This window comes from Vreelandella sulfidaeris (genome assembly GCF_042429665.1).
In the GTDB taxonomy this organism is placed as follows: domain Bacteria; phylum Pseudomonadota; class Gammaproteobacteria; order Pseudomonadales; family Halomonadaceae; genus Vreelandella.
This window is the reverse complement of sequence record NZ_JBHMAC010000005.1, coordinates 70,402-91,685: the sequence shown is the minus strand read 5'-3', so window position 1 is coordinate 91,685 and position 21,284 is coordinate 70,402. Positions and strand designations below refer to the sequence as shown.

General features: G+C 51.9%; 17 protein-coding genes. 6 read left to right on the top strand and 11 right to left on the bottom strand.

Annotated features, from left to right (window positions below):
* Window positions 1–13: 13 nt before the first annotated feature.
* From ACFFLD_RS03250 to ACFFLD_RS03210, 9 genes are all read right to left on the bottom strand, one after another.
* Window positions 14–1,072: an efflux RND transporter periplasmic adaptor subunit gene (locus ACFFLD_RS03250; RefSeq protein ID WP_386035528.1), complete on the bottom strand. Its 1,059-nt coding sequence runs from the start codon at window positions 1,070–1,072 to the stop codon at window positions 14–16.
* A gap of 105 nt (window positions 1,073–1,177) precedes the next feature.
* Window positions 1,178–4,291, bottom strand: a complete 3,114-nt coding sequence (gene ydiJ, locus ACFFLD_RS03245; protein WP_386035525.1) for a D-2-hydroxyglutarate dehydrogenase YdiJ — start codon at window positions 4,289–4,291, stop codon at window positions 1,178–1,180.
* A gap of 102 nt (window positions 4,292–4,393) precedes the next feature.
* Complete coding sequence (locus tag ACFFLD_RS03240) at window positions 4,394–4,984, bottom strand: DUF4202 domain-containing protein (RefSeq protein WP_386035522.1); 591 nt, start codon at window positions 4,982–4,984, stop codon at window positions 4,394–4,396.
* Between the two features lie 305 nt (window positions 4,985–5,289).
* A complete protein-coding gene (locus ACFFLD_RS03235) occupies window positions 5,290–6,033 on the bottom strand; it encodes a FadR/GntR family transcriptional regulator (RefSeq protein WP_386035519.1) in 744 nt (247 codons plus the stop codon).
* An 11-nt stretch (window positions 6,034–6,044) separates the two neighbouring features.
* Window positions 6,045–7,094, bottom strand: a complete 1,050-nt coding sequence (locus ACFFLD_RS03230) for a four-carbon acid sugar kinase family protein (RefSeq protein ID WP_386035516.1) — start codon at window positions 7,092–7,094, stop codon at window positions 6,045–6,047.
* A 118-nt stretch (window positions 7,095–7,212) separates the two neighbouring features.
* Window positions 7,213–8,337, bottom strand: a complete 1,125-nt coding sequence (locus tag ACFFLD_RS03225; protein WP_386035513.1) for an iron-containing alcohol dehydrogenase — start codon at window positions 8,335–8,337, stop codon at window positions 7,213–7,215.
* Window positions 8,334–9,254 (bottom strand): dihydrodipicolinate synthase family protein, encoded by a 921-nt coding sequence (locus ACFFLD_RS03220; RefSeq protein WP_386035510.1) that lies wholly within the window; start codon window positions 9,252–9,254, stop codon window positions 8,334–8,336. Before ACFFLD_RS03220 ends, ACFFLD_RS03225 begins: the two co-directional genes overlap by 4 nt.
* Window positions 9,251–10,204: a 4-hydroxythreonine-4-phosphate dehydrogenase PdxA gene (gene pdxA, locus ACFFLD_RS03215; RefSeq protein WP_386035507.1), complete on the bottom strand. Its 954-nt coding sequence runs from the start codon at window positions 10,202–10,204 to the stop codon at window positions 9,251–9,253. Before pdxA ends, ACFFLD_RS03220 begins: the two co-directional genes overlap by 4 nt.
* Window positions 10,201–11,370 carry a sialidase family protein gene (locus tag ACFFLD_RS03210; protein ID WP_386035504.1) on the bottom strand — a complete coding sequence of 390 codons (1,170 nt, stop codon included), beginning with the start codon at window positions 11,368–11,370 and terminating at the stop codon, window positions 10,201–10,203. The genes pdxA and ACFFLD_RS03210 overlap by 4 nt, the downstream gene beginning before the upstream one ends.
* Before the next feature lie 494 nt (window positions 11,371–11,864).
* On the opposite strand from ACFFLD_RS03210, the gene ACFFLD_RS03205 reads away from it, so the two are divergent.
* The 4 genes from ACFFLD_RS03205 to ACFFLD_RS03190 are packed head-to-tail and all read left to right on the top strand — an operon-like array spanning window position 11,865 to window position 15,545.
* Complete coding sequence (locus ACFFLD_RS03205; RefSeq protein WP_386035501.1) at window positions 11,865–12,890, top strand: TRAP transporter substrate-binding protein; 1,026 nt, start codon at window positions 11,865–11,867, stop codon at window positions 12,888–12,890.
* Between the two features lie 55 nt (window positions 12,891–12,945).
* A complete protein-coding gene (locus ACFFLD_RS03200; protein WP_386035498.1) occupies window positions 12,946–13,458 on the top strand; it encodes a TRAP transporter small permease in 513 nt (170 codons plus the stop codon).
* Complete coding sequence (locus tag ACFFLD_RS03195) at window positions 13,455–14,753, top strand: TRAP transporter large permease (protein WP_386035495.1); 1,299 nt, start codon at window positions 13,455–13,457, stop codon at window positions 14,751–14,753. The genes ACFFLD_RS03200 and ACFFLD_RS03195 overlap by 4 nt, the downstream gene beginning before the upstream one ends.
* 39 nt (window positions 14,754–14,792) lie before the next feature.
* Window positions 14,793–15,545 carry an SDR family NAD(P)-dependent oxidoreductase gene (locus ACFFLD_RS03190; RefSeq protein ID WP_386035492.1) on the top strand — a complete coding sequence of 251 codons (753 nt, stop codon included), beginning with the start codon at window positions 14,793–14,795 and terminating at the stop codon, window positions 15,543–15,545.
* Window positions 15,546–16,077: 532 nt separating this feature from the next.
* Here the strand turns inward: ACFFLD_RS03190 and ACFFLD_RS03185 are convergent.
* On the bottom strand, window positions 16,078–17,325 hold the full coding sequence (locus tag ACFFLD_RS03185) for a dicarboxylate/amino acid:cation symporter (protein ID WP_386035489.1): 1,248 nt from the start codon (window positions 17,323–17,325) through the stop codon (window positions 16,078–16,080).
* A gap of 402 nt (window positions 17,326–17,727) precedes the next feature.
* Between ACFFLD_RS03185 and serS the strand changes: the two genes are divergently transcribed.
* Window positions 17,728–19,005, top strand: a complete 1,278-nt coding sequence (serS, locus tag ACFFLD_RS03180) for a serine--tRNA ligase (RefSeq protein ID WP_386035487.1) — start codon at window positions 17,728–17,730, stop codon at window positions 19,003–19,005.
* Here the strand turns inward: serS and ACFFLD_RS03175 are convergent.
* Window positions 18,950–19,807 carry an SIMPL domain-containing protein gene (locus tag ACFFLD_RS03175; RefSeq protein WP_386035484.1) on the bottom strand — a complete coding sequence of 286 codons (858 nt, stop codon included), beginning with the start codon at window positions 19,805–19,807 and terminating at the stop codon, window positions 18,950–18,952. The genes serS and ACFFLD_RS03175 overlap by 56 nt on opposite strands.
* 321 nt (window positions 19,808–20,128) lie before the next feature.
* Here ACFFLD_RS03175 and ACFFLD_RS03170 point away from each other — a divergent pair, with 321 nt between their 5' ends.
* Window positions 20,129–21,232 carry an AI-2E family transporter gene (locus ACFFLD_RS03170; RefSeq protein ID WP_386035481.1) on the top strand — a complete coding sequence of 368 codons (1,104 nt, stop codon included), beginning with the start codon at window positions 20,129–20,131 and terminating at the stop codon, window positions 21,230–21,232.
* The last annotated feature ends 52 nt before the right edge of the window (window positions 21,233–21,284 follow it).

Genomic DNA, 21,284 nt, shown 5'->3' with positions numbered 1-21,284 from the left:
TGAGAAGGCTCCTTTAGTCGTCGCTCAGGGACACGCGTTGCCCCTCTTCAAGACGCTCATTACCGGCGACAATAACGCGGTCTCCCGCGGCCAGGCCTTCGTTCACGGCGACCTCTCCCTGGTGGCTGCTGCCAATCTCAACCCGCTGCTCAAACGCTTGCCAACTATCATCGCTCTGGCGCGCGAGCCAAACGCTAACACTGCCATCCGGGCGGCGAATGAGCGCATCACGCGGCACGCTCGGCCCGCGTTCACCGGTAAGCTGCAAGCGGCCCTCCACTGCCATGCCTGGCAGCATGTCCAGCGTTGCTTCCGGCACCGCCCTCAGCAAGAACTGCCTTGAGCCTTCATCAAGGGGGATGCGCGCTAGGATGCGCGTCGAATGCCATTGATCACTGCCTTCTAAACGTACCTCTAACTGTGCGCCCTCAAAGCGCTGGTAGGCTGAAAGCGGTACGGGGAAATCCACCCTAAGCGACGCTAAATCGACCAAGGTAAGTAAGGTGTCGCCGGGGTTGACCCATTCGCCTATATTGCTTTCCCGCTGGGTGACCATGCCGTCGAAGGGCGCACGTACTTGATGACGCGCTAGCTGCAGTTGGGTCAGCGCGTAATCGGCCTGGCGCGCTTCAAAGATGGCCTGTGCTGCCGCCAGAGCGCTTTCGCGCTGACGACGCTCGCTGGCGGCAATACTTTGTGCCGAGAGCTGATTGGCTTCGCTCAATCGGCGCTGGGCTTCGTCGCGCTCTGCTTCGGCTTGAGCGAGTTCGGCGCGGGCACGCTGGCGTTGAAGGGTAATGTAGCGGGTATCAAGAGTGAGCAGTGGTTGGTCTTGAGTGACTCTGTCGCCTATCTCTACCGTCAACTCGCTGATTTGCCCCGCTTCTGTGCTCGACAGCTGCGAGGTCTGGGGTGCATTGACGCTGCCAGTGAGCGGTAATACCTCCAGGCGAAGTGAATCTTCGACCACCAGCGTCTCAACGCGGTTTTCCTGGGCCACCGCCACGGATATCAAGCCAATCGTTAGGGTAACGCTAGGACCTAGCCGGGCTAGCGTACGGAGTAGAGACAACAAGGCAGCTCCTGAAAATCGAGGTACTGCATAGCATGGCAGCTTTTATCAGCGCATGCCGTTAGCTCTCTCAACGTTATACAAAATAGGCTTCTTGTATAAATATTAGTTATGCTTTGGCGTTGCTCGCTTTACCTCGGTTAGCAGTGCCTGTAGGGGATGCGGTAGGGTTTGGCCGGAGTAGCGCTTCACCTGGCTACGGCAGGAGTAGCCGGTGGCTAATAGCGTGCCAGCGTTCTCTTTGGACTCCACCAGGGGCTGCCAGGATTGGGCATAAATAGTGTGAGACGTGCCGGTATTACGGGTTTCGTGGCCGTAGGTGCCGGACATGCCACAGCAGCCGGAAGCCATCAGCTCAAGCTCTAAGCCGAATGCGGCGAACACCTGTTGCCAAGCTTTGGGGCTGCCCGGGGCGTTGGTTTTCTCGGTGCAGTGAGAAAGCAACTTGAAGCTAGGGGCGCTTAGCATTAGCTGGCTGGGCACCAGGGTATTGATGCGAGTCGCCAGCCACTCCTGCAGCATCAATACATCCGGCACCGACTCATCGCCCAGCGCTTTGACGTACTCTTGGCGATAGGTCAGGGTCATCGCAGGATCAATGCCCACCAGGGGAATATCAAAACGCGCCAGAGTGCGCAAACGCTCGGACTGTTTGGCGGCGGTTCGCTCGAAAGCGCCTAAAAAGCCCTGTACCTGAAGTGGCTTACCGTTCGCTGAGTAGGGCATTACGAACACGCGTAAGTTGAGGCGCGAAAGCAGCTCTACCACGTCCATGACGAGGTTGGCTTCAAAGTGGGTAGTAAACGCATCCTGAACAAGAATCACGCTGTTTGCACGCTGCTGTTCGGTCAATAGAGATAGTGATACCGGCGTTGCCTCTGCCACTCCCCATGACGTCAGCTGCTTTTTAACACTGCTTCGCGACAGCGCAGGGGAGTCACTCATGCCGACTCCGGCGCGCATCAGTTTTTCTACCCAGCGCTGCCCCATCATCGCATTATACAGCGGTGCCGCCTTGGCAAGGCTGGGCAGCATAAACTCGGTACTACCGATCACGTAGTCACGCAGTGGGCGCAGGTAGCGACCGTGATAGACCTCCAGGAACTGCGAACGGAACTGCGGCACGTTAACCTTGATAGGGCACTGGCCAGCGCAGGACTTACACGCCAAGCAACCCGCCATGGCGTCATATACTTCATGCGAGTAGTCGTGATGCTGCTTGCGGCTCAGCGTATTGGCCAATCGGAGCGGAAAGCTTTTAATAAAGCCCCAGCCGCCCTCAGCTTTCTTCTTGCGCGACTCTTCCACCACGTCTATGCCCGCCAGCGACTGCAGACGAAGCCATTCTCGTATCAAACTAGCGCGCCCTTTAGGCGAGTGACGGCGATCTCGCGTCGCCTTCCATGACGGGCACATAGGGTCGTCAACATCGTAGTTATAGCAGGCACCGTTGCCGTTGCAGTACACCGCGGCGTCATATGCCTGCCAGGCACGCTCGTCGATGGTACGGTCAAGCTGGCCACGCATGGGAACGCCATCAATGGTCAGCAGCTCGGGGTCGCTGGACTTGGCTATCAGCTCACCGCCTTCGGCGGGTGAGGCGATTTTACCGGGATTGAGCTGGTTATAAGGATCAAACGCCGCTTTGACCCGTTGTAGGCTGGGATAGAGTTCACCAAAGAACGTGGGCGTATACTCCGAGCGCACTCCTTTGCCGTGTTCGCCCCATAGCAATCCGCCATATTTCTGGGTAAGGGCGGCGACTTCATCCGAAATCTCACGAATCAGCGTTTGCTGAGCGGGATCTTTCATATCCAGTGCTGGCCGCACATGCAGCACGCCAGCATCGACGTGGCCAAACATGCCGTAAGAGAGGCCTCGGGCATCTAGCGCCGCGCGAAATTCGGCAATAAATTCCGCCAGATGCTCAGGCGGCACCGCGGTATCTTCGACAAAGGCGATAGGGCGCTTTTCGCCCTGTACATTACCAAGCAGCCCCACCGAGCGTTTGCGCATGGCGTACACTTTCTGAATCTGCGTGCGCCCCTCGGCCAGGGTATATCCCAGGCGCTCTACGGTGGTGTCGTGGCTTAGATGCTCGGTGAATGTTCGTACCCGTTCGGCGAGAGCGCTTTCATCGTTGTCATTAAATTCAACTAGGTTAATGCCGCGAATCGGTGTGCTGCCCGTGGCGGGGAAAAATTCCGCCACGCTGTCCCAGACAAAGTCCTCCATGGCTAATTGAAGCACCGTGTCATCAACGGTTTCGATAGAGGTGGGGGTGCTTGATGCCATCATCGCCTTGGCGTCCCGCAGGGCGTCCATAAAGCTTACGTAGCGCACGTTAACCAGTGTGGAGTGCTTGGCAATCGGCAGTACATTCAGCACTGCTTCATTGAGAAAGCCTAATGATCCCTCTGAGCCGCACAGCAAACTGTTGAGATTAAGCTGACCCTGGTCATCGCGGAGGTGGGCCAGGTCGTAACCGGTTAAGCAGCGATTAAGCGGCGGAAACTTGGCGGCAATCAAGTCGCCTTGCTGATCGATAATCTCGGCGGCCGTCGCATGCACGCGCCCCAGAGGGCCTGTTTGCTGGCGCTGGGCCTGCTCTTCATGGGCGCTTAACGCGCGGCTGTGAAGGTGTTGACCACCCAGCAAAATGGTATCGAGCTCCAGTACATGATCACGGGTTTTACCGTATTCGCAGCTGCCTTGGCCGCTGGCATCGGTTGATATCATGCCGCCGATGGTGGCGCGATTGGAAGTCGATAGCTCGGGGGCGAAAAACAAGCCGTAAGGTTTGAGTGCGGCGTTGAGCTGATCTTTCACCACCCCGGCTTGCACGCGCACCCGGCGGTTCTCAACGTCGATCTCGACAATCTTGTTCATATGGCGGGAAACATCCACCACGATGCCGTCGGTCAACGACTGGCCGTTGGTGCCGGTACCGCCGCCCCTTGGCGTTAATACAATCCCACGGTGGGTGGTTTGTGCTGCGAGTTTGGCCAAGCGTTCTACATCTTCGGCATGCTTGGGGTAGACGGCCGCCTGGGGCAAGCGCTGATAAATCGAGTTGTCCGTGGCCAGTACGGTGCGGTGAGCGTAGTCCGGGGCAATCTCGCCTTCAAAACCGCGCGTCTTGAGCGCATTTAGAAAACGTACATACTCGTTGCTCAGGCGTTCAAACGGGGCAGTACGCGTATCCAGGGGTGCAATCATAGTTGATCAAGCCGTCAGTGCCGGGGGCGCAATAAAAGAAGACGGTTACTTTACCGCAGAGGCTCTCTGGCTGCATCTCACGGTAGCGCTTTACTGCGTACCTTACTCCACACCCAGGGCTTCTTTTACTAGCGCGGTTGAGGTCTCGGACATTGGCAGCGTTAAGGCCAGTTCATGAGCGCGCGGCGACATTTTGCGCCAGGTCATCTGCACAATACGCACCATGTGATCGTGGTCGATCTTGCGCGAGAAATCGGCAAAGTAGTTCTCTAGAAATACTAGGCACGCAGAATCTTCCAGCGCCTGCACGGCAGGGTCGCGCCCGAGCCCCTTTTTGTTAATCATCGCCTTGGCTTGCTCCGCGTCTGCATCGCTGTAGCCGGCCTCGCGCATTAGTTGGGCGGTGGTGTCACCTGCACGTTTGCCTTGATCGCGTCGCCAGGTTAAATACCCCACGCGCCCTTCAGGATACTCTGCCCGGGGCACAAGCCAGCGCTGTAAGTGCTGGGCACGCACTGCCAGGCGCAGCACTTCATCTGGGGCATCATGCACGCGGTTTAGCCAGTCGCTCATGCGCTGAGCGTAGGCGAGTTCCTGGGGCATGGACGTGCCATCAGCAAGCGTCGTGGAGCGTGGGTCCTCGGCATGCAGGGCATCAATGGCGTCGAGCGTTTGGTCAAAAGCGGTAGGCATGGCAGCGGTGCTCAGCTAATAAAGAGTGTCGTTAAGGCGCGAATGACCAATAGGTTGCCGAGAAAAAGGGTAAATCACAACTGCTGTTGTGAAGCCTATAAAAAGTGGAGAAGCACAGCGCCCGCTGCTAATCAAAGCTGGCACCTGCGAACCTCTCTTCATTCACCCAGCCTTGCAGGCATCCGACGTACTTGGCGTTTTTTGTGTGTGGTGAGGTCATGAGGCTGTGCTGGTAGAAATAAAGTAGTGGCCAGGCGCTTTCTCATAGCGATAGTGACGTCGCTGCCCAGGCAAGAGCATAAGAATTACTTTGCCTCTGAGGGAGGGCTTGACATAGAGGAGCGTCGCTTCCCTTCGAACAGGCGGTCACGCGAGCCTGTTAAGTGCTCACGCATAAGGTCACGCGCAACACTGGGGTGGCGTTGCTCGATCGCCTCAACGATAGCTTTATGCTCCTCAAACACATGCTGAAGGCCACCGGGTGTTGCCTTTAGTGAGAGCCCGTGAAATTGCATGCCGACGGCAATGTGGTCTTCCAGTGCTTCCATTGCGGTTGCGTAATAATGATTTCCTGACGCGTGTGATATGGCTAAATGAAACTGAAAGTCAGCGTCCTCATGGTGTCTGCGACGGTTGGTTGCATCGCGAAGTATTTTCAAGGCGGACTTAATGCGTTTAATGTCTTCCTCGTTGTGCCTCTCTGCTGCTCTGGCGGCAGCTTCCGGCTCGACACTCAGGCGAAAATCATAGCAATCTTCTAAATCAGCGATGTTTTCAATCTGACCAAATCCCAGCGGCTGACGCAGGCCGACGCTGCGAACGAAGCTGCCAGCGCCTCGTCGTGAATAGATTAACCCTTGCTCTCGCAGCTTCTGCAGCGCGTCACGCACAATAGGGCGAGATACCTGAAATTCAGCAGCGAGTTCATGCTCGGTAGGTAAGCGTTCGTCAGCTTGATAGGACCCTGACTTGATCGCCCGTTGCAACTGGTCATAAATCATCTCGCCTAAGCTTCGGCGTCCCGGTGTGGAGTCTCGTTGTTCACTCATGCGGTTTTCCGTTAAGTTTTACAAATCATTTCGGCGACTCTTATAAGAGTATCATCCGCGCCAAAGCCACCCGACTTAGTGATAAATACAGTGTTTTCGGTGCGGCAAACGGGAAGGCCGGGAAGAATTTCACCGAGTATTTGCATTTCCAATATATCGTTACTTAGCAGCACAGCCTCAGCCGTCGCTCCGCCAGTGAGAAACCACGTAACGTCATTCTCGGGGGTAAGCCTTTTGAGCGACGCAGCGAGATTTGTTGCAACCGTTGCAGACGGCAATGATGTGGCGCCGGGGGTGGCCTGCAAGACGGTTATGCGAGCATTTTGCTGTGGCTCTGCATCTAAGCAGCCGTTGGGTGCTGGTATATGTACGGTATCGCGTTTAGTTGAGAGTAACGAATTAATTTGAGCCAAGGTAATTGGATCCCTTGACCCTGCGGTTATACACAGCGCTGGCGGGAACGACAATGGCAGGTCTTGCGGACTCGCGTGGTCGGCCATGTGCATTGCCAAGCGTTCTGCGAGCGCGCGCGCACCCAAAAATAGGGTGTCTGTGGCATAGGCGCCGATCCACTGGTCCATCTCTTCGTCATGCAGTGTATCGGGTATACAGGCGTTATTGACATGGTGGCCTAGCGCGTCGCCGACCGAAATCGGCGCGTCCACCCCAAAGCCGCTGACGCAGCCGTTAATAACGATCCGGTTGAATTGCGGGATCGCCGGCATAGCGACGATTTTACGGTAAGGGATTTCGTCAAGCTCAGCGGCGATTGGCCCCTTGAGCCGGGAGTCAACCTTCTTGAAAATGAGTGTGCCGCTAGGCAGTGCCCGCATCATTTGAGCAACTCGTTCTTTAGCATTCTCTGAGGAGGCGTCACGTGTTTGTGTCGAGACGGCCAACACCTCTGGGCATCGTTCGGCCAATACGCGCGCGATGGCCTCTGGTGAGGTCACGGCATAGGTGCTAAACCCATACCGTGCAAATGCTGCGCTAGAGTCGAGTGCGCCGGTGAGATCGTCAGCAATAATGATGAGTTTCAAAGCTTCTGTCTTGGGCGCCATAGGGGATCTCTTTTTTAGTTCGCTGAACCGTTATTTCCATTCACCTGAAGGCCTAGCGATAGCTTTGGCTATTCAAAGCGATGTAGCTGAGGCTTAGTGGTTTATTAAGTGTCGTGATTTAGAGCGCGGCCCGGTATATCGCAAGCACATCGTCAACGGTCATGTTGCGTGGATTATTGTCCATCAAACGACGGATACCGTGCGCCTCCTGGGCCCATGTAGACAGGTCTTCCTCTTGAGCCCCATGCTTGGCAAGCTGCATCTCGACACCGAGATCACGACAAAAGGCATAAGCGGAGTCGAATAGCGATCCAGTGGAGCCGTCAAAGTGTAGCCCCAGCGCATCTGCGATTTCGCGCGTCTTTTCTGAGTGCACTGACTCATTAAAAGCAAGCACGTGTGGGAAAATGATCGCATTGGACAGGCCATGTGGAAGACTGAGGCGTGTTCCCAATGGATAGGCGAGGGCATGGCCCGCGGCGGTATTTACCGGCCCTAGACAGATTCCGCCGTAATACGAGGCGAGCATCATGCCGGCGCGTGCTTCGGTATCCTGACCATCGGCGACCGCACGGGGCAGGTATTTGCCGATCAAGGACATTCCCATGCGCGCATAGCCGTCAATCAGGTCGTGCGCGTTAATGTTAGTAAATGCTTCGACACAATGTGCCATGGCGTCAATGCCGTTTGCCGCGGTGACAGCAGGCGGTACAGAGTAAGTAAGCACGGGGTCGAGTACGGCGAAATCGGCCAGCAAATAGGGGCTTTCAACGGCTATTTTCGACTTCGAATCTGGATCAGTGACCAAGGCGCGAATACCCGCCTCGGACCCGGTACCGGCGGTTGTGGCCACTTGGGCGAGGAGAGTGCGGCGCCCCTGCACGCGATTCGGACCCGCTACCTCTTTGAGTGCTTGTTCACTGTCCCATAGTGCGGCAACCAATTTGGCGATATCCATCACCGAGCCGCCGCCGAGGCCCACGACCAGATCAGGCTGGCACTCGCGCGCGAATGCCATCGCTCGTTCAAGTACACTGGTGTCGGGCTCTGGCGTAACGTCAGCGAATACGGTTACGTTACCCGGTAGCTTCAGGGCGTCGGCATAGCTTGCCGTGTGCTGGTCGGCAATGACGAGCGATTGCTCGACCCCAGCCGCCCATGAGCCTAAACGAGCAGAGGCTCCGGCTCCCACTTCTAGCTGCTTAGGCTGATGAATAGTGATCGGTTTGTCGATTGCGCTCATGCTTTGTCCTCATGCTCAAGTTGTTCCATTCGGGTCAAGACCGACGCACGCTCTTCATCAGAAAGCTCTACGAACGGCGGGCGGACGCGTGTCCAGCTATCCAAGCCCCGGCGACGGGCTAGCATCGTCTTGACGGTGGATAGCTGAACGTAGGCGTTGGTCAGTTCGCGCCATGCATTAATGCGCGCTTGTGCTGATTCGACCTCAGCCTGCTGAGCGGGATCATTCCATCCATCGAAGACGATCCGTAAATCCGCCGCGACCAAATTAGAGCTAGCCGTAATGCAACCAGCGCCTCCCGATTGCAGCAGCGGCAGCATCAGAGGGTCTGCCCCGGCCATCACAGCGCAGTCCGGACACTCCGCGATGGTGCGGCGCATGTTTTCAAGATCACCGGAGCTGTCTTTGATCCCGATCACAATGCCTGGGTAGGCGGCTTGCAAGCGAGTAATGAGCGCCTGCGAAATTGCGACCCCGGATATCTGCGGAATGTGATAAAGGATCACTCGCAACCGGTCGTCGGCGACCCGGTCGATAATGTCGGCATAGGCGCGGAAGAGCCCTTCGTCACTGACGCCCTTGTAGTAAAAGGGGGGCAGCAGCACGACCGCCTTTACGCCAGCGTCGACTGCGTGACGCGTCAGCGCTACGGTGTCCGCTATACTGGTTTGTGCCGTTCCTGGCATTAGCTTCGATGGAGCGATACCCGCTTCAATCACCCGGTCCAGAAGCTCTTGGCGTTCTTGCAAGCCCAATGAGTTTGCTTCGCCGGTTGTACCGAGGAGGGCGATACCGTCGCAGCCTTCTTCGATCAGCGCATGACAATGCTGTGCAAACGCGGCGTGATCAGGGCTTCCATCTTGGGTAAAGGGGGTGGCGGCGGCACAATACACGCCGCCGAAATCGTTGGTTGTCATGATGGGTACCTGCCTGCTACCAATTTGCGCGCATAGGCAATGGCAGCTTTCATGTTGGTGTGGTTGGCCTTACCAGTGCCGGCGATATCGAAAGCCGTGCCGTGATCGACTGACGTGCGATCGATCGGCAGCCCCACTGAGACATTCACCGTCGAGTCGAAGGCGATTAGCTTGATCGGAATATGGCCCTGATCGTGGTATTGGGCGATCACTAAGTCGAATTCACCCTGGTAGGCGCGATAATAGACAGTGTCAGCTGAAATGGGCCCTTCAACGTTCATGCCTTCATCTCGGGCCATGGCGACGGCTGGCTTGATCTTTTCAATATCTTCATTGCCGAATAAGCCGTTTTCGCCACAGTGAGGATTCAGCCCTGCGACGGCTATGCGGGGAGACTCGACGCCCATACGGCGCATATGCTCGTAGCCGGCGCGAATCGTTACGAGCACTTGCTCGGGAGTGACGCGCTCAATGGCATCTTTTAGTGAGACATGAGTCGATACGTGGATCACTTCCAGCCGCTCAGATGCCAGCAGCATGTAGGCCGCATCCGATCCCGTTAGAGTGCGTAGCATGCCTGTATGGCCATCATAATGATGACCGGCTGCGTTTAACGACTCCTTATTGATGGGCGCTGTGACAATGCAGCCTATCGAGCCGTCTTGAGCCGCCCGAACCGCCGTCTCAATAAAGCGAAAAGCGGCATCCCCAGCCGCGTGACTAAGTTGGCCCCAAGGCAATGGAGCCCCCGGAATGTCTACATCCTCGACTAAGCCTGAAAGATCAAGGGACGTACCCACTGCCTTTTGGGCTGCCTCTAACGTCGCCAGGTTGCCAAAAACGCGCGTTTTCGATCGCTCCTCGGGCGTCATCTCGGCCAGCGCCTTGATGGTTATTTCGGGGCCGACTCCAGCGGGGTCGCCCATCGTAATACCGAGAGTATCGCTCATACGGCTGCTCCGTTGATCCAATCAAGGTTTAGCCGAACATGCTTGATAGCTCGGCGATATAAGGTGTAGGCGATTTCCACCTGCCCGTTGTCTCGCTGCAGAATGACAGGGTAAGACAGCTCTTTGTTTTGGCCGTCCACCGAGTTGTTGGAGAGGCATGTGCCTGCGGCCTCCTCGATCACGACTTGGTGAGGGAAGGTGCGTCCGTCGTCTTCGGAAAGGCATAGCGCCAAGGGTGCGCGTGGAACACCCCATATGGGCTGACAGCCACCCGACGCATTTGGGCGATCGTCCTCCTCACCTAGCTCGTCATACAGAGACTCGCGGCGGTCCTGAGACATTTCAGCTGAGACTGGATTACAGACCATAGCGATTCGTCCATCGGCGAGCCGTGTCACGCCAATTGAAGAGTTGTTGTTAGGTACGTCGGTGGGCGTGGGTGGTGTCCAGGTTTGACCGCCATCGAGACTTTCTGAACGGTGCACGAAATCTGCTTGGCGGCGGCGATAGAAGGCTACCAACTTATCGTTATCGAGCGTCACTGTTGACATGTGAACAGCCCCTGGCGAATCAGGCACGTCTGTAATTGCCCACGTTTCGCCTTGGTCTTTCGAGACCGCTACTGCAGCCGTATCGTAGCTGCCATTCCAGCGCTGACCTGGGCGAGGGTTGCAGCGAAATAGGGGCAGCAACCAGTCGCCATTCGGCCTAACACTCAAGGGGGCGCGGATAAAGGTTCCATCCGGCAAGCCCAGGTCACGGCTGGGGCCGCTAGTTACATCCGCGCTCTTCACCTCAAGCCTGCGCATCATCACCCGGGCTTCATCCTGATTGCCCGAAGGTTGAGCCGTATTGAAAAGAATTATGTCGCCTTCGGGCGAAATGAAGATGATTGGATTTTGTTCAGACCGGGCCGCATCGTCGGTAAGGCGTTGCGAGTGTCCCCAAGTATCTGCATTAGGTGACAGCACTGACGCGTGAATTGATATATCCGACTTGCCTTCGAGTGTTCCCCCGAACCACGTGCAAAGCAGGGCGCCATCGGGAAGTGCGGAAAGGAAGGCGGCATGATTTTGTACGGCTGTTGACGGCAAGATAGCTTCGGTCCCGCCAGGGCGCGATACGCAGGCCCCGCTCATTTTCGAGGCGATTTCGTCAGGTGTCATTTTTGTACTCACTCCTTTGCGGCATAGGTGTTTTGTCGCTGCCTTTATGACGATGAGCATCATCATTGGAAAAGATGTTGTCAAGTTATCTGGTTTATATATGCATATAGACTAAAGGGTTAATTGTTTTTAAATGGTATAAATATCAACAGCTTATTTTTTTATATTTTCTAAACATGGGTTTTGTGAATTTACTTAATTGACAACATTGTTGGCTGAAGCCATTGTGTTGCGATGCAGGGTGTTGAGAGAGGCCATTGATGACAGCAGGAGTGAATAGGAGCAACAGTAGTGAGAAATTGCAGGTCACTAATTCAGTGCTCTCGGTTTTTACGGCTGTTGTATGCGACTGCCTACATTGGTTGGATTTTTGCACCGCCAATATTGTTTGCGGCGCTTTTACGAAGTCGCCCTGAAACTCACCGTTATGGACCGCTGATAAAATCCTACAAGAGCGGGTTCAATGCTTAGTTTGTGTCAAAGGAGAAAAAACAATGATCTTAGAAAAGACCAAATTGCACAAAACAACAGTTCTGTTGTTGTCAGGCGCTTTGTTTACCGTCATTAGTGGTTGCTCGGATGAGGATTCTGAGCAAGCTTCCGCAAGCGATGAAACAGTGAAGTTGGTAGCCGCGACAATTACATCCAAGAACTCATTGCTAGCGAAAGCGCTTACAGCATTTGGTGAAGAGATTGAAAGTCAGAGTAATGGTGAGATCGAAGTCACCGTTCACACCGACGGCACTCTTGGTAACGCCTCTAGTTTATATCAGTCAGTCATCTCTGGTGATATTGATATGATCTATTCAGATTCAGGCTGGTTCGCTGAACAAAATCCCGTGTTTGAAGTGCTGGGTGCCTACTATCTATTTAAAGATAGAGAGCATTTTGAATCTATCGTCAATACAGAGGGTGAGCTCTCGTACTTCGAAGATTTGCTGATAGAAAACCCTGGTTTAAAAACCGTTATGTATGAGGGAGGCTTGGAAAGAAATATCATTAGCACCTTCCCCATTAATTCTGTTGAAGACCTTGAAGGTCAAACAATGCGCAGTGGCACAGGGTCTACTGAGCTTGAGTGGTGGCGCAACTTAGGTGCTGACCCCACGAGCATTGCCTTTAACGAAGTATATTCTGCGCTACAGACAGGCGTCGCAGACGGGTCGCAAAATAGCCTGGATGCCATGATTGATCAGCGGTTTGGTGAGGTAGCGAAGTATATTGCTAGAACACAGCACCGTTTGGATCTTGGTTTTGTTGTTATGAATAACGAACGATATGACGCACTGTCTGATGAACATAAAGAGGCCATCGAAAGAGCGCGCGAAGTCGTCCAGCCTGAGTATATTGATAAAGCATTTGAGAAAACTGAAGAAGATATTGCAATATTGGAAAATGATTTCGGCGTAACTTTTACCGATCCGGATCGAGAGGAGTTTTTTGAAAGATCTCGTATTCAGCTAAATGAATTGGCTGAGAAATATGATGTGGAAGATGTCGTTAACGAAATCTTTAACTGATGACGGGTTTTTACTGCCCTAAGGTTTTAGGGCAGTAACTCTTTGAGGTTGTAATATGTGGCCTGAAAAATTTAATTCTGTCCTTCTGAAGTCGGTATCCTTGATTGGTATGTTCATGCTGGTGCTGATTTCAGTAACATTGTTTACTGGGGTAGTCACAAGGTATGTTTTCTCTTATTCAATCCCGGAACTAGAGGTGTTAAGGAAATTTTCTTTACTGTGGCTTGTTTTTTTGGGGTCTGCAATAGCAGTAAAGGAAAAGGCACATTTAGAGATTGATATACTTTCGGATTATTTGAGTGAAAGAGGGGCGAAGATAAGAGATATCATCGTCTACCTTCTGACGCTTGTGGGGATTGTAATACTGGTTTTTATTGGCGTTGCCGCTTTTAAGTCAGGATTGAATAGGTCGGAATTAGTATCGATCCGATTTCTTACTACGCAGCCTTCTTTGATTTATTATTATTCGGCATTTTTGGTAGGCTCGATATTCATGGTTTACTTTCATCTGCTCAACGCAAAGGGCTTATTTTTTAAGAAACACAAGAAAGAGGTTAAAAGTAAATGATTTTACTGACCATTATTTCTGTTTTCCTTATTTGCTTATTGATTGGTGTTCCCGTTGCGTTCAGCATAGTTATCGCCGCAGCCATCCCCATTATCTTCGAACCGCTCGTAAGCTTGACTCAAGCTAGCTCCGTTATGATTGAGTCTTTTTCAAGCTTTACATTGCTAGCGATTCCGCTCTTTATTTTTTGCGGTGCCTTGCTTAATCTTACAAAAGTAACAGATGACTTAATCTATATATCCAAGGCTCTGGTGGGTAACTTGAAGGGAAGCCTGGCTCATATAAACATTGTAACGAGTGTGTTTTTTGGCGCTATATCGGGGTCTTCAGTAGCAGACGTAGCATCGTTGGGTCGAATTTTAATACCTGCCATGGTGAAAGCAGGTTACAGCAAAGAGTTTGCAGCAACAATAACCGCTGCTTCTTCTACTATTGGATCGATAATACCTCCTAGTATTCTATTAATAGTGTACGGTGCTTTGTCTCAGACATCTGTCGCTTCCTTGTTTATAGCAGGGATTATTCCAGGGGTGCTGATTGGTGCAACCCAAATGTTTTACGCATACTACTATGCTCATAAGAATAATGTTGGGCCTGTTAGTAATGAACTCCTTGGTTTAAGTGAGGATGACAAGCTTTCTAAACGATTGGCGCTAAAGAAAAGCATTTTTCCTGTTAGTTTGTTTTTAATTGTCATAGTGGGCATAATGGCAGGTGTATTTACGGCAACGGAAGCCGCCGCTATTGCCGTGGTCTATGTATTTGTTGTGGCCTTCTTCATTAAAAAAGAAAGAAGTTTTAAAAACTATAGAGAAGTTATGCATAGAGCTGTTACAGATTCAGCGTCTATTTATATACTAATCGCCGCTGCTTCTTTTTTATCTTGGGTGCTGTCGTATTACCAAGCGCTCGATCCGGTCATTAATTTCATTATTGAAAATGATTTTAATTCTTTTACTTTTTTGTTAGTGCTTGTGTTGCTGTATTTTATCCTGGGCACTTTTATGGAGCCAAATTCTGCCATGCTGATTTTTGTGCCTATGTCTGTTCCTGTGATACGCGAGTTAGGCGTTGACCCGGTCGTTGCAGGTATTGTGACGGTGATGGCTATTCGTTTGGGTACGGTAACGCCACCTTATGGATTGTCTACTTTATTGTCAGCAAAAATAGCTAATACAAACGTATTGAAAATGATGAAGCATATCGTCATTTTTGTTGTTATTTACCTTGTTTCTATACTTAGTATTATTGTCTTCCCTGAAATTGTAACATTCCTACCGGACTTGTTGATGTAATAAACTATCAATTAATAATTGAATTCATTTTTGAGGTTAATGGCGATGATGTTAGCTGATAAGGTAGCGATCGTAACGGGTGCTAGTAGAGGAATAGGCAGGAGTATTGCTCTTACGCTGGCTGAGAATGGAGCCTCTTTAGCTATTGTTGGTACAAATTTAAAGCTGTTAAATGAAGTTTGCAGCGAAGTTGAAAAAAAGGGAAGGAAATGCCTGGTTTTTGCTGGAGATGTTACAAAGCCAGAAACCGCAGAAGAGGTTTCAAAGGAAACAGTAGAATACTATGGTAAGATTGATATATTAGTAAATAATGCTGGCATTAATATGCGCAGCGCTACCCTAGATGTTGCGTTAGAAGATTGGCACCACGTGGTCGATGTTAATTTAAATGGAAATTTTTATTTCAGCAAGGCAGTGTTGTCTCATATGGTTAAAAGAAATTGTGGTAAAGTTGTTAACGTCAGCTCTACCACTGCTAAGTCGGGCCATAAGAATGCCGCTCCTTCTTACGGCGCATCTAAAGCAGGTATTGATTACTTGACAAAACATCTCGCGCTGGAGATGGCAAGATATAACATCAACGTTAATGGCGTTAGTCCTGGCCCGATTGAAACTGATATGATTCATCAATGGACCGATGAGTACTTTGAAAAAGTGCTATCGAATATTCCTTTGAATAGATTAGGTGTGCCTCAAGATGTTGCGGATGCGGTGCTTTTTCTTGCATCTAATATGTCCTCCTTTATCACGGGAGAAACGATTAATATTAATGGAGGTACTTATATAAACTGATAGTGGCGAGATTTTTTATAGCTCTTCTTCATTCCGTATGAAATTGTTTCTGACAGTCTGACAGTCTGACAGTCTGACAGTCTGACAGTCTGACAGTCTGATTGCTGACCTGTGGGAGGTGGCTTTAGGGTGGCTTTAGCTCATGACGTTTTAGGTTGCCAGCCTACAGCCTTGAGAGTAAGCCTGCGATACCTTTCGCCGGAGTGCGAACTATCACTTAGGCGACCTCCCACAATAGGTAGATGGCTTAGTGATTTTGAACTGAATCATGGGGCACACATTAGCCGTTCAACTTTAGATCCAGATTAGATGACAAATAGAAGTTTTTATGATTATTTTGAACTTTTATTTATTACTAGGCTTGGATGTGTAGATAGGATTGCCAATAGCGATACTAGGCATATTGCCAACTTAGCCCCAATTAAACATGGGGCGTTGCCATCGTTGTGCGAATGAAGTTTTGTGGAGGAATGGTTACTGATCGCAAAAATGAACTGCGCTCCTTCACATGCTATAAATGCTAGTATTAAAATTAGTGACGATTATAAACTCCCTCGTTGAGTTCACCCTCGCTTTTTCCTACCAACGTGGTGACCATTAAGTCGCCCGCAACGTTGACGCTGGTGCGTGCCATATCAAGAATCCTATCAATCCCCGCAACCACGGCGATGGCTTCCAACGGGAGACCAACTTGTGCCATTACAATCGAGAGCATAATCAAGCCTGCACCCGGCACCCCTGCGGTACCAATGGAGGCTAACGTGCCGGTGACGACGATCATGCCGTAATCCATCATGCTCAAATCAGTGCCGGTCATTTGGGCAATGAATAGCACTACCACGCCCTGATAAAGTGCGGTGCCGTCCATATTGATGGTGGCGCCTACCGGCAGCACAAACCCCGATACCCCCTCGGAAACGCCCAGGTTCTTCTGTGCACAGCGAATAGAGATCGGCAGAGTACCTGCAGAAGACGCCGACGAGAACGCCACTACAATAGCGTCCAGGCTGCCCTGCAAATAGCGCATGGGGTTTAGCCGTCCCAATAGTGAGATAAAACCTGAGTAGATCACCAGCACGTGGAGAATGCTGGCCAGGTACGCAACGCCAATCAGCTTAGCCAGCGGAAGCAATATTTCTAAACCGTACTGTCCAGACACGTGGGCGATTAAGCCAAATACGCCGAAGGGCGCAAAGGCCATCACAATGCCGGTGAGTTTGTACATAGCCTCTGCAAAGCTGTCGAATATCTTCATTACCGGTTCGCCTTTATCGCCAATCAGCGTCAGCGAAATACCCAAACCAATGGCAAACACAATGATCTGCATAATGTTGCCGTTGGCCAGGGCGTCCAGCGGGTTGCGTGGTACTAAGTTAACCAGAATAGAGACCAGTGATGGCGCTTCGTTAGCGGCCACTTCAGCGTCGAAACTTAAATCAACGCCAATACCCGGTTGTAGCAGGGTGGAAAGTACCAGGCCGATGGAAATAGCGAAGGCGGTAGTCACCAAATAAAGTGTAATCGTACGTGCGCCAATACGGCCCATTTTCTGTGGGTCGCGCATAGAGGTAATACCCACCACCAGGGTAGAAAACACCAGTGGCACAATCAGCATCATAATGGCGTTAATAAAAATATCGCCCAGGGGTTTAAACACGCTGGCAGTCTCACCTAATAGCGCACCTGCTAAAATACCCAACGCCAAGCCAGCGAGAATCTTCTTCCATAGTTCAATTTGTCGCCACCAGGCAAACTTTCCTTGCTTTGCTGTTTCCTGCACTGCCTTTCTCCTGTCCAAAAGTGTGAAAACCTATTATTTGGTGATTCGCCAGTCGAATCGTCGGGCACTTTATCACTTTTGGTGAATGGGCTGGGATGGATATGCAGAGTGGTAATAGCGCATGCTTTAGATCTTAGAAATGGAACTGATGGCCATATGCGATTTGAAAGTGATGCTAACGAGAGTATTAGGGCAAGCCCATCCGCGGTAGAGGCCGCCCAGCATCGCTACTCGAGAGGGGACACTGTAAAATAATTTGCTGATTCAACCTTTTAGCAAGACTAAACGAGGGCTTCCTAACACCGCCCATGGCTCCTCGCCGCGCTTTTGCCTACAATAGCGTTTTTGTGCACGCGCGATGGCGCGTTGTTCTTATTGTTTTCAAGCCAAAGGACAGGATTCATGCTCGATCCGAAACTGCTGCGCGGTGATCTTGACACGGTTGCTCAACAACTGGCCCGCCGGGGCTTTGTGCTTGATAAGGCGGAGCTACAGTCGCTTGAGTCGCGCCGCCGTGAGCTGCAAACGCAAACCGAGCAGCTGCAAAACGAGCGCAATATGCGCTCTAAGGCGATTGGTAAAGCTAAGGCTAACGGCGAAGATATTCAGCCGCTGCTGGATGAAGTGAGTGATTTAGGCGATCGCCTGGATAAAGCGAAGAGTGAGCTGGCCGAGGTGCAGGAAGAGTGGGACGATGCCATTAGTGGTATTCCCAACTTGCCCCATGACAGTGTCCCGGAAGGCAAAAGCGAAGCCGACAATGTCGAGCTGCACCGCTGGGGTACGCCGCGGGAATTTGATTTTGAGGTGCTGGACCACGTCGACTTGGGTAAGAAGTCGGGTTACCTCGATTTTGAGCTGGCGGCGAAAATCACCGGTGCTCGTTTTGCCGTGATGCGTGGGCCAATCGCACGTCTGCACCGGGCACTGGCGCAGTTTATGCTCGATACCCAAACCGAGCAGCATGGCTACGAAGAGTGCTATGTGCCGTATATGGTCAACCGTGAATCGCTCATGGGTACCGGCCAGCTTCCAAAGTTTGGCGAAGACTTGTTCAAGCTGGACGATGAGCGTGAGTATCACCTGATCCCCACCTCAGAAGTGCCGCTAACCAACTTTGTCCGTGATGAAATCGTCGAACAGGCAGCACTACCGATGAAGCTTACCGCGCATACGCCCTGTTTCCGCTCGGAGGCGGGCGCGTATGGCCGTGATACTCGCGGTATGATCCGTCAGCATCAGTTTGATAAGGTCGAAATGGTGCAGATTGTGGAGCCGCAGGCGAGCTATGAAGCGCTGGAGGAAATGCGTGGTCATGCCGAGGCGATTCTACAGGCCTTGGAACTGCCTTATCGAGTCGTCACGCTGTGCACGGGTGATATGGGCTTTGGAGCGGCGAAAACCTACGATTTAGAGGTGTGGCTGCCCAGCCAGGAGACGTATCGAGAGATTTCGTCTGTCTCAAATTGCGAGGATTTCCAGGCGCGACGCATGCAGGCACGTTATCGCCATCCTGAGTCCAAAAAGCCGCAGTTACTGCATACTTTGAACGGTTCAGGCCTGGCAGTGGGGCGTTGCCTGCTGGCGGTGCTTGAAAACCACCAGCAGGCGGATGGCTCGGTAATTATTCCTGAGCCGCTACGTCGCTATCTGGGTGGTGTGGAGCGTCTGGCTCTTTAAGCGACCACTCAACGCTAACCCCGGCATCGATACGGATGGTGCCGGGGTTGTAATCACTGGCGGCACCGGATTGGCTAGCGCCTGCAGTGTCGCTTTCTGCGCGCATCGACATCATACGGGGTTGGAATACCGCTGGCTGGGTCTCTTCTATGCGCTGCACAGATCCCAGTTCGGTACTCAGGGTGCTGGCCATCAGGTTGGCTTTGTGCTGAGCTTTTTCTAATGCTTTAGCCAATGCTTCATCGCTCGCCGCGTCGCGGTCTTGTAGGTCGAATTGCACGCCGTCCAGCGCATTAACTCCGGCCGCAATCAAGGCGTCTAATACTTCACTCAATTGGCTAAGATCGGTTAGCTCGACGGTAATGGGGCGCTCTAAACGGGTGCGTTGAAGCGTTTCATGCTCACCGTCTTCGTTGCGGGGGCCTTGAATATGTTCGGGATAGACATTTAACGAGCCTGCATCAATGGCGCTGCGCTCAAGCCCGGTCGTTTCCATCTGTTCAATTAGCTGGCTGGCACGGGTTTCCAAACGCTCGCGAGCATCGCTAAGTGCGCTACTATCGCTCTCTTCCAGTGTGGAAAGGGCGGGGGTGTTTTCCCACAGACGGGCGTTAAGCGTGGCTTTGTCGGGTTCTACTTCCACCCATGACTGCGCTTGAACGAACAGGCTGGGCGATTTAGGAGGGTGAGGCGAGGCGTATGATAGCGGTACGCAGAGCAAGGTCAATAACGCGCCGCCTAATAGGCCATAGCCGAGGCGTTGAAAGCTCAGTCGTTGAGTTCTTAGTGATTTAGTTTGCATAAATTGTTTCCTGAATGAGATGGCTGATACGCCACTGAGTTAACATTAGTGGCTTGGCAGTGATGCCCAAGCCATTGCTTGACGACACTACCTTAGGGCATTGCTGTTGAGTATCACGATAAATTCTTGCTTTAAAAATATTGCTTTAAGCTATTGCTTTAAAAGCTGTTTTAAACGCTTAGCTCGATGTATTGGAAGCGTGCTAGAAAAGAAAGTTCAGCAAGGAAGGACAAACGTAAAAGAGTTGCTGATTGTTTGCACGGTTTGTGCAATATGATGTACGCAGCCACCATGATTTGATAACAGGCTAGGGACGGAGTTATGAAGAAATTGTCGGATGAGGATTACCGCAGTATCCCCCTCAACGCTACGCTAGCGCTTGCCGCGTTGGTGGTGATTATTGCAGGAATGAAGGTGGGGTCTGATTTACTGGTGCCGCTGCTGATTGCGATTTTTATTGCGGTGGTATGTACCTCCCCGGTGCAATGGTTGCATCGCTGCGGCTTAAGCATGCGTATGTCGGCACTGTTAACATTAATGGTGATGCTGGCCTTCATTTCGCTGATTGGCCTACTGGTGGTCAATAGCTTTAGTACCTTTGTGACGGCGTTGCCGGAAATTGAGTCACGTCTTTATGAGCAATACTGGAATTTGCTTAATGCGCTTTCGTCACGGGGCTTGGCGATCAATCCTGATCAGATCAATTCACTGTTCGAAATGGAGGATGAAGGTTCCTGGATGCCAGCGTTATTGGGGCAGTTAGGTAACCTTTTCATGCAGAGCGTTATTGTGGGTTTGTTGGTAATTTTCATGCTGTTTGAGACGCTTAACGTGCGTGAAAAAATCTCACGTGCGTTAGAAAACCCGGCGCCTAGTTTAAAACGGTTTAGTGAGTTTAGCCTGACGCTGAAGCGCTATCTTGCAGTGAAGACAGTGATCAGTCTTGCGACAGGGGTGCTGGTTTGGCTCTCGTGTTTGCTCATTGGGGTCGAGTTTCCGTTGCTGTGGGGCGTGTTGGCGTTTGCGCTAAACTTTATTCCCAATATTGGCTCTGCGTTGGCCGCAATACCCCCTGTGCTGTTGCTGCTGATTGCGAATGATGGCGGTCCGTTTGACGCGTTGCTGCTGGCTTCTGCCTATCTGGTGATCAACTTTGTGCTCGGTAATTTGATTGAGCCGAGAGTAATGGGGCAGGCATTAGGGCTTTCCACTTTTGTGGCATTTTTATCGTTGGTAGTATGGGGATGGATATTTGGTGCGGCAGGAATGCTACTGTCGGTCGTGCTGACCATGACACTTAAAATCGCTCTGGACAGTCACCCGCAAACTCGCTGGATCGCTCGTTTGTTAGGGCCAGGTCGGCGGCGCCTGCAAAATAGCCGGACGAGTGATGCACGCTTGCCACCTTGGAAGCGTATCCGTTAGCCAAAAACGATAGAAATGGAAGTAAACAAGCATGTTACCGCCGACAATGTCG

What these genes read in the sequence shown, in the direction of transcription:
- ACFFLD_RS03240 (WP_386035522.1), bottom strand. Translation starts at nt 4,984, where the DNA reads ATGCCTACCGCTTTTGACCAAACGCTCGACGCCATTGATGCCCTGCAT.
- pdxA (WP_386035507.1), bottom strand. Translation starts at nt 10,204, where the DNA reads ATGAGCGATACTCTCGGTATTACGATGGGCGACCCCGCTGGAGTCGGC.
- ACFFLD_RS03220 (WP_386035510.1), bottom strand. Translation starts at nt 9,254, where the DNA reads ATGACAACCAACGATTTCGGCGGCGTGTATTGTGCCGCCGCCACCCCC.
- ACFFLD_RS03210 (WP_386035504.1), bottom strand. Translation starts at nt 11,370, where the DNA reads ATGACACCTGACGAAATCGCCTCGAAAATGAGCGGGGCCTGCGTATCG.
- ACFFLD_RS03195 (WP_386035495.1), top strand. Translation starts at nt 13,455, where the DNA reads ATGATTTTACTGACCATTATTTCTGTTTTCCTTATTTGCTTATTGATT.
- ACFFLD_RS03205 (WP_386035501.1), top strand. Translation starts at nt 11,865, where the DNA reads ATGATCTTAGAAAAGACCAAATTGCACAAAACAACAGTTCTGTTGTTG.
- ACFFLD_RS03225 (WP_386035513.1), bottom strand. Translation starts at nt 8,337, where the DNA reads ATGAGCGCAATCGACAAACCGATCACTATTCATCAGCCTAAGCAGCTA.
- ACFFLD_RS03170 (WP_386035481.1), top strand. Translation starts at nt 20,129, where the DNA reads ATGAAGAAATTGTCGGATGAGGATTACCGCAGTATCCCCCTCAACGCT.
- ACFFLD_RS03200 (WP_386035498.1), top strand. Translation starts at nt 12,946, where the DNA reads ATGTGGCCTGAAAAATTTAATTCTGTCCTTCTGAAGTCGGTATCCTTG.
- ydiJ (WP_386035525.1), bottom strand. Translation starts at nt 4,291, where the DNA reads ATGATTGCACCCCTGGATACGCGTACTGCCCCGTTTGAACGCCTGAGC.
- ACFFLD_RS03190 (WP_386035492.1), top strand. Translation starts at nt 14,793, where the DNA reads ATGGCGATGATGTTAGCTGATAAGGTAGCGATCGTAACGGGTGCTAGT.
- ACFFLD_RS03175 (WP_386035484.1), bottom strand. Translation starts at nt 19,807, where the DNA reads ATGCAAACTAAATCACTAAGAACTCAACGACTGAGCTTTCAACGCCTC.
- serS (WP_386035487.1), top strand. Translation starts at nt 17,728, where the DNA reads ATGCTCGATCCGAAACTGCTGCGCGGTGATCTTGACACGGTTGCTCAA.
- ACFFLD_RS03235 (WP_386035519.1), bottom strand. Translation starts at nt 6,033, where the DNA reads ATGAGTGAACAACGAGACTCCACACCGGGACGCCGAAGCTTAGGCGAG.
- ACFFLD_RS03230 (WP_386035516.1), bottom strand. Translation starts at nt 7,094, where the DNA reads ATGGCGCCCAAGACAGAAGCTTTGAAACTCATCATTATTGCTGACGAT.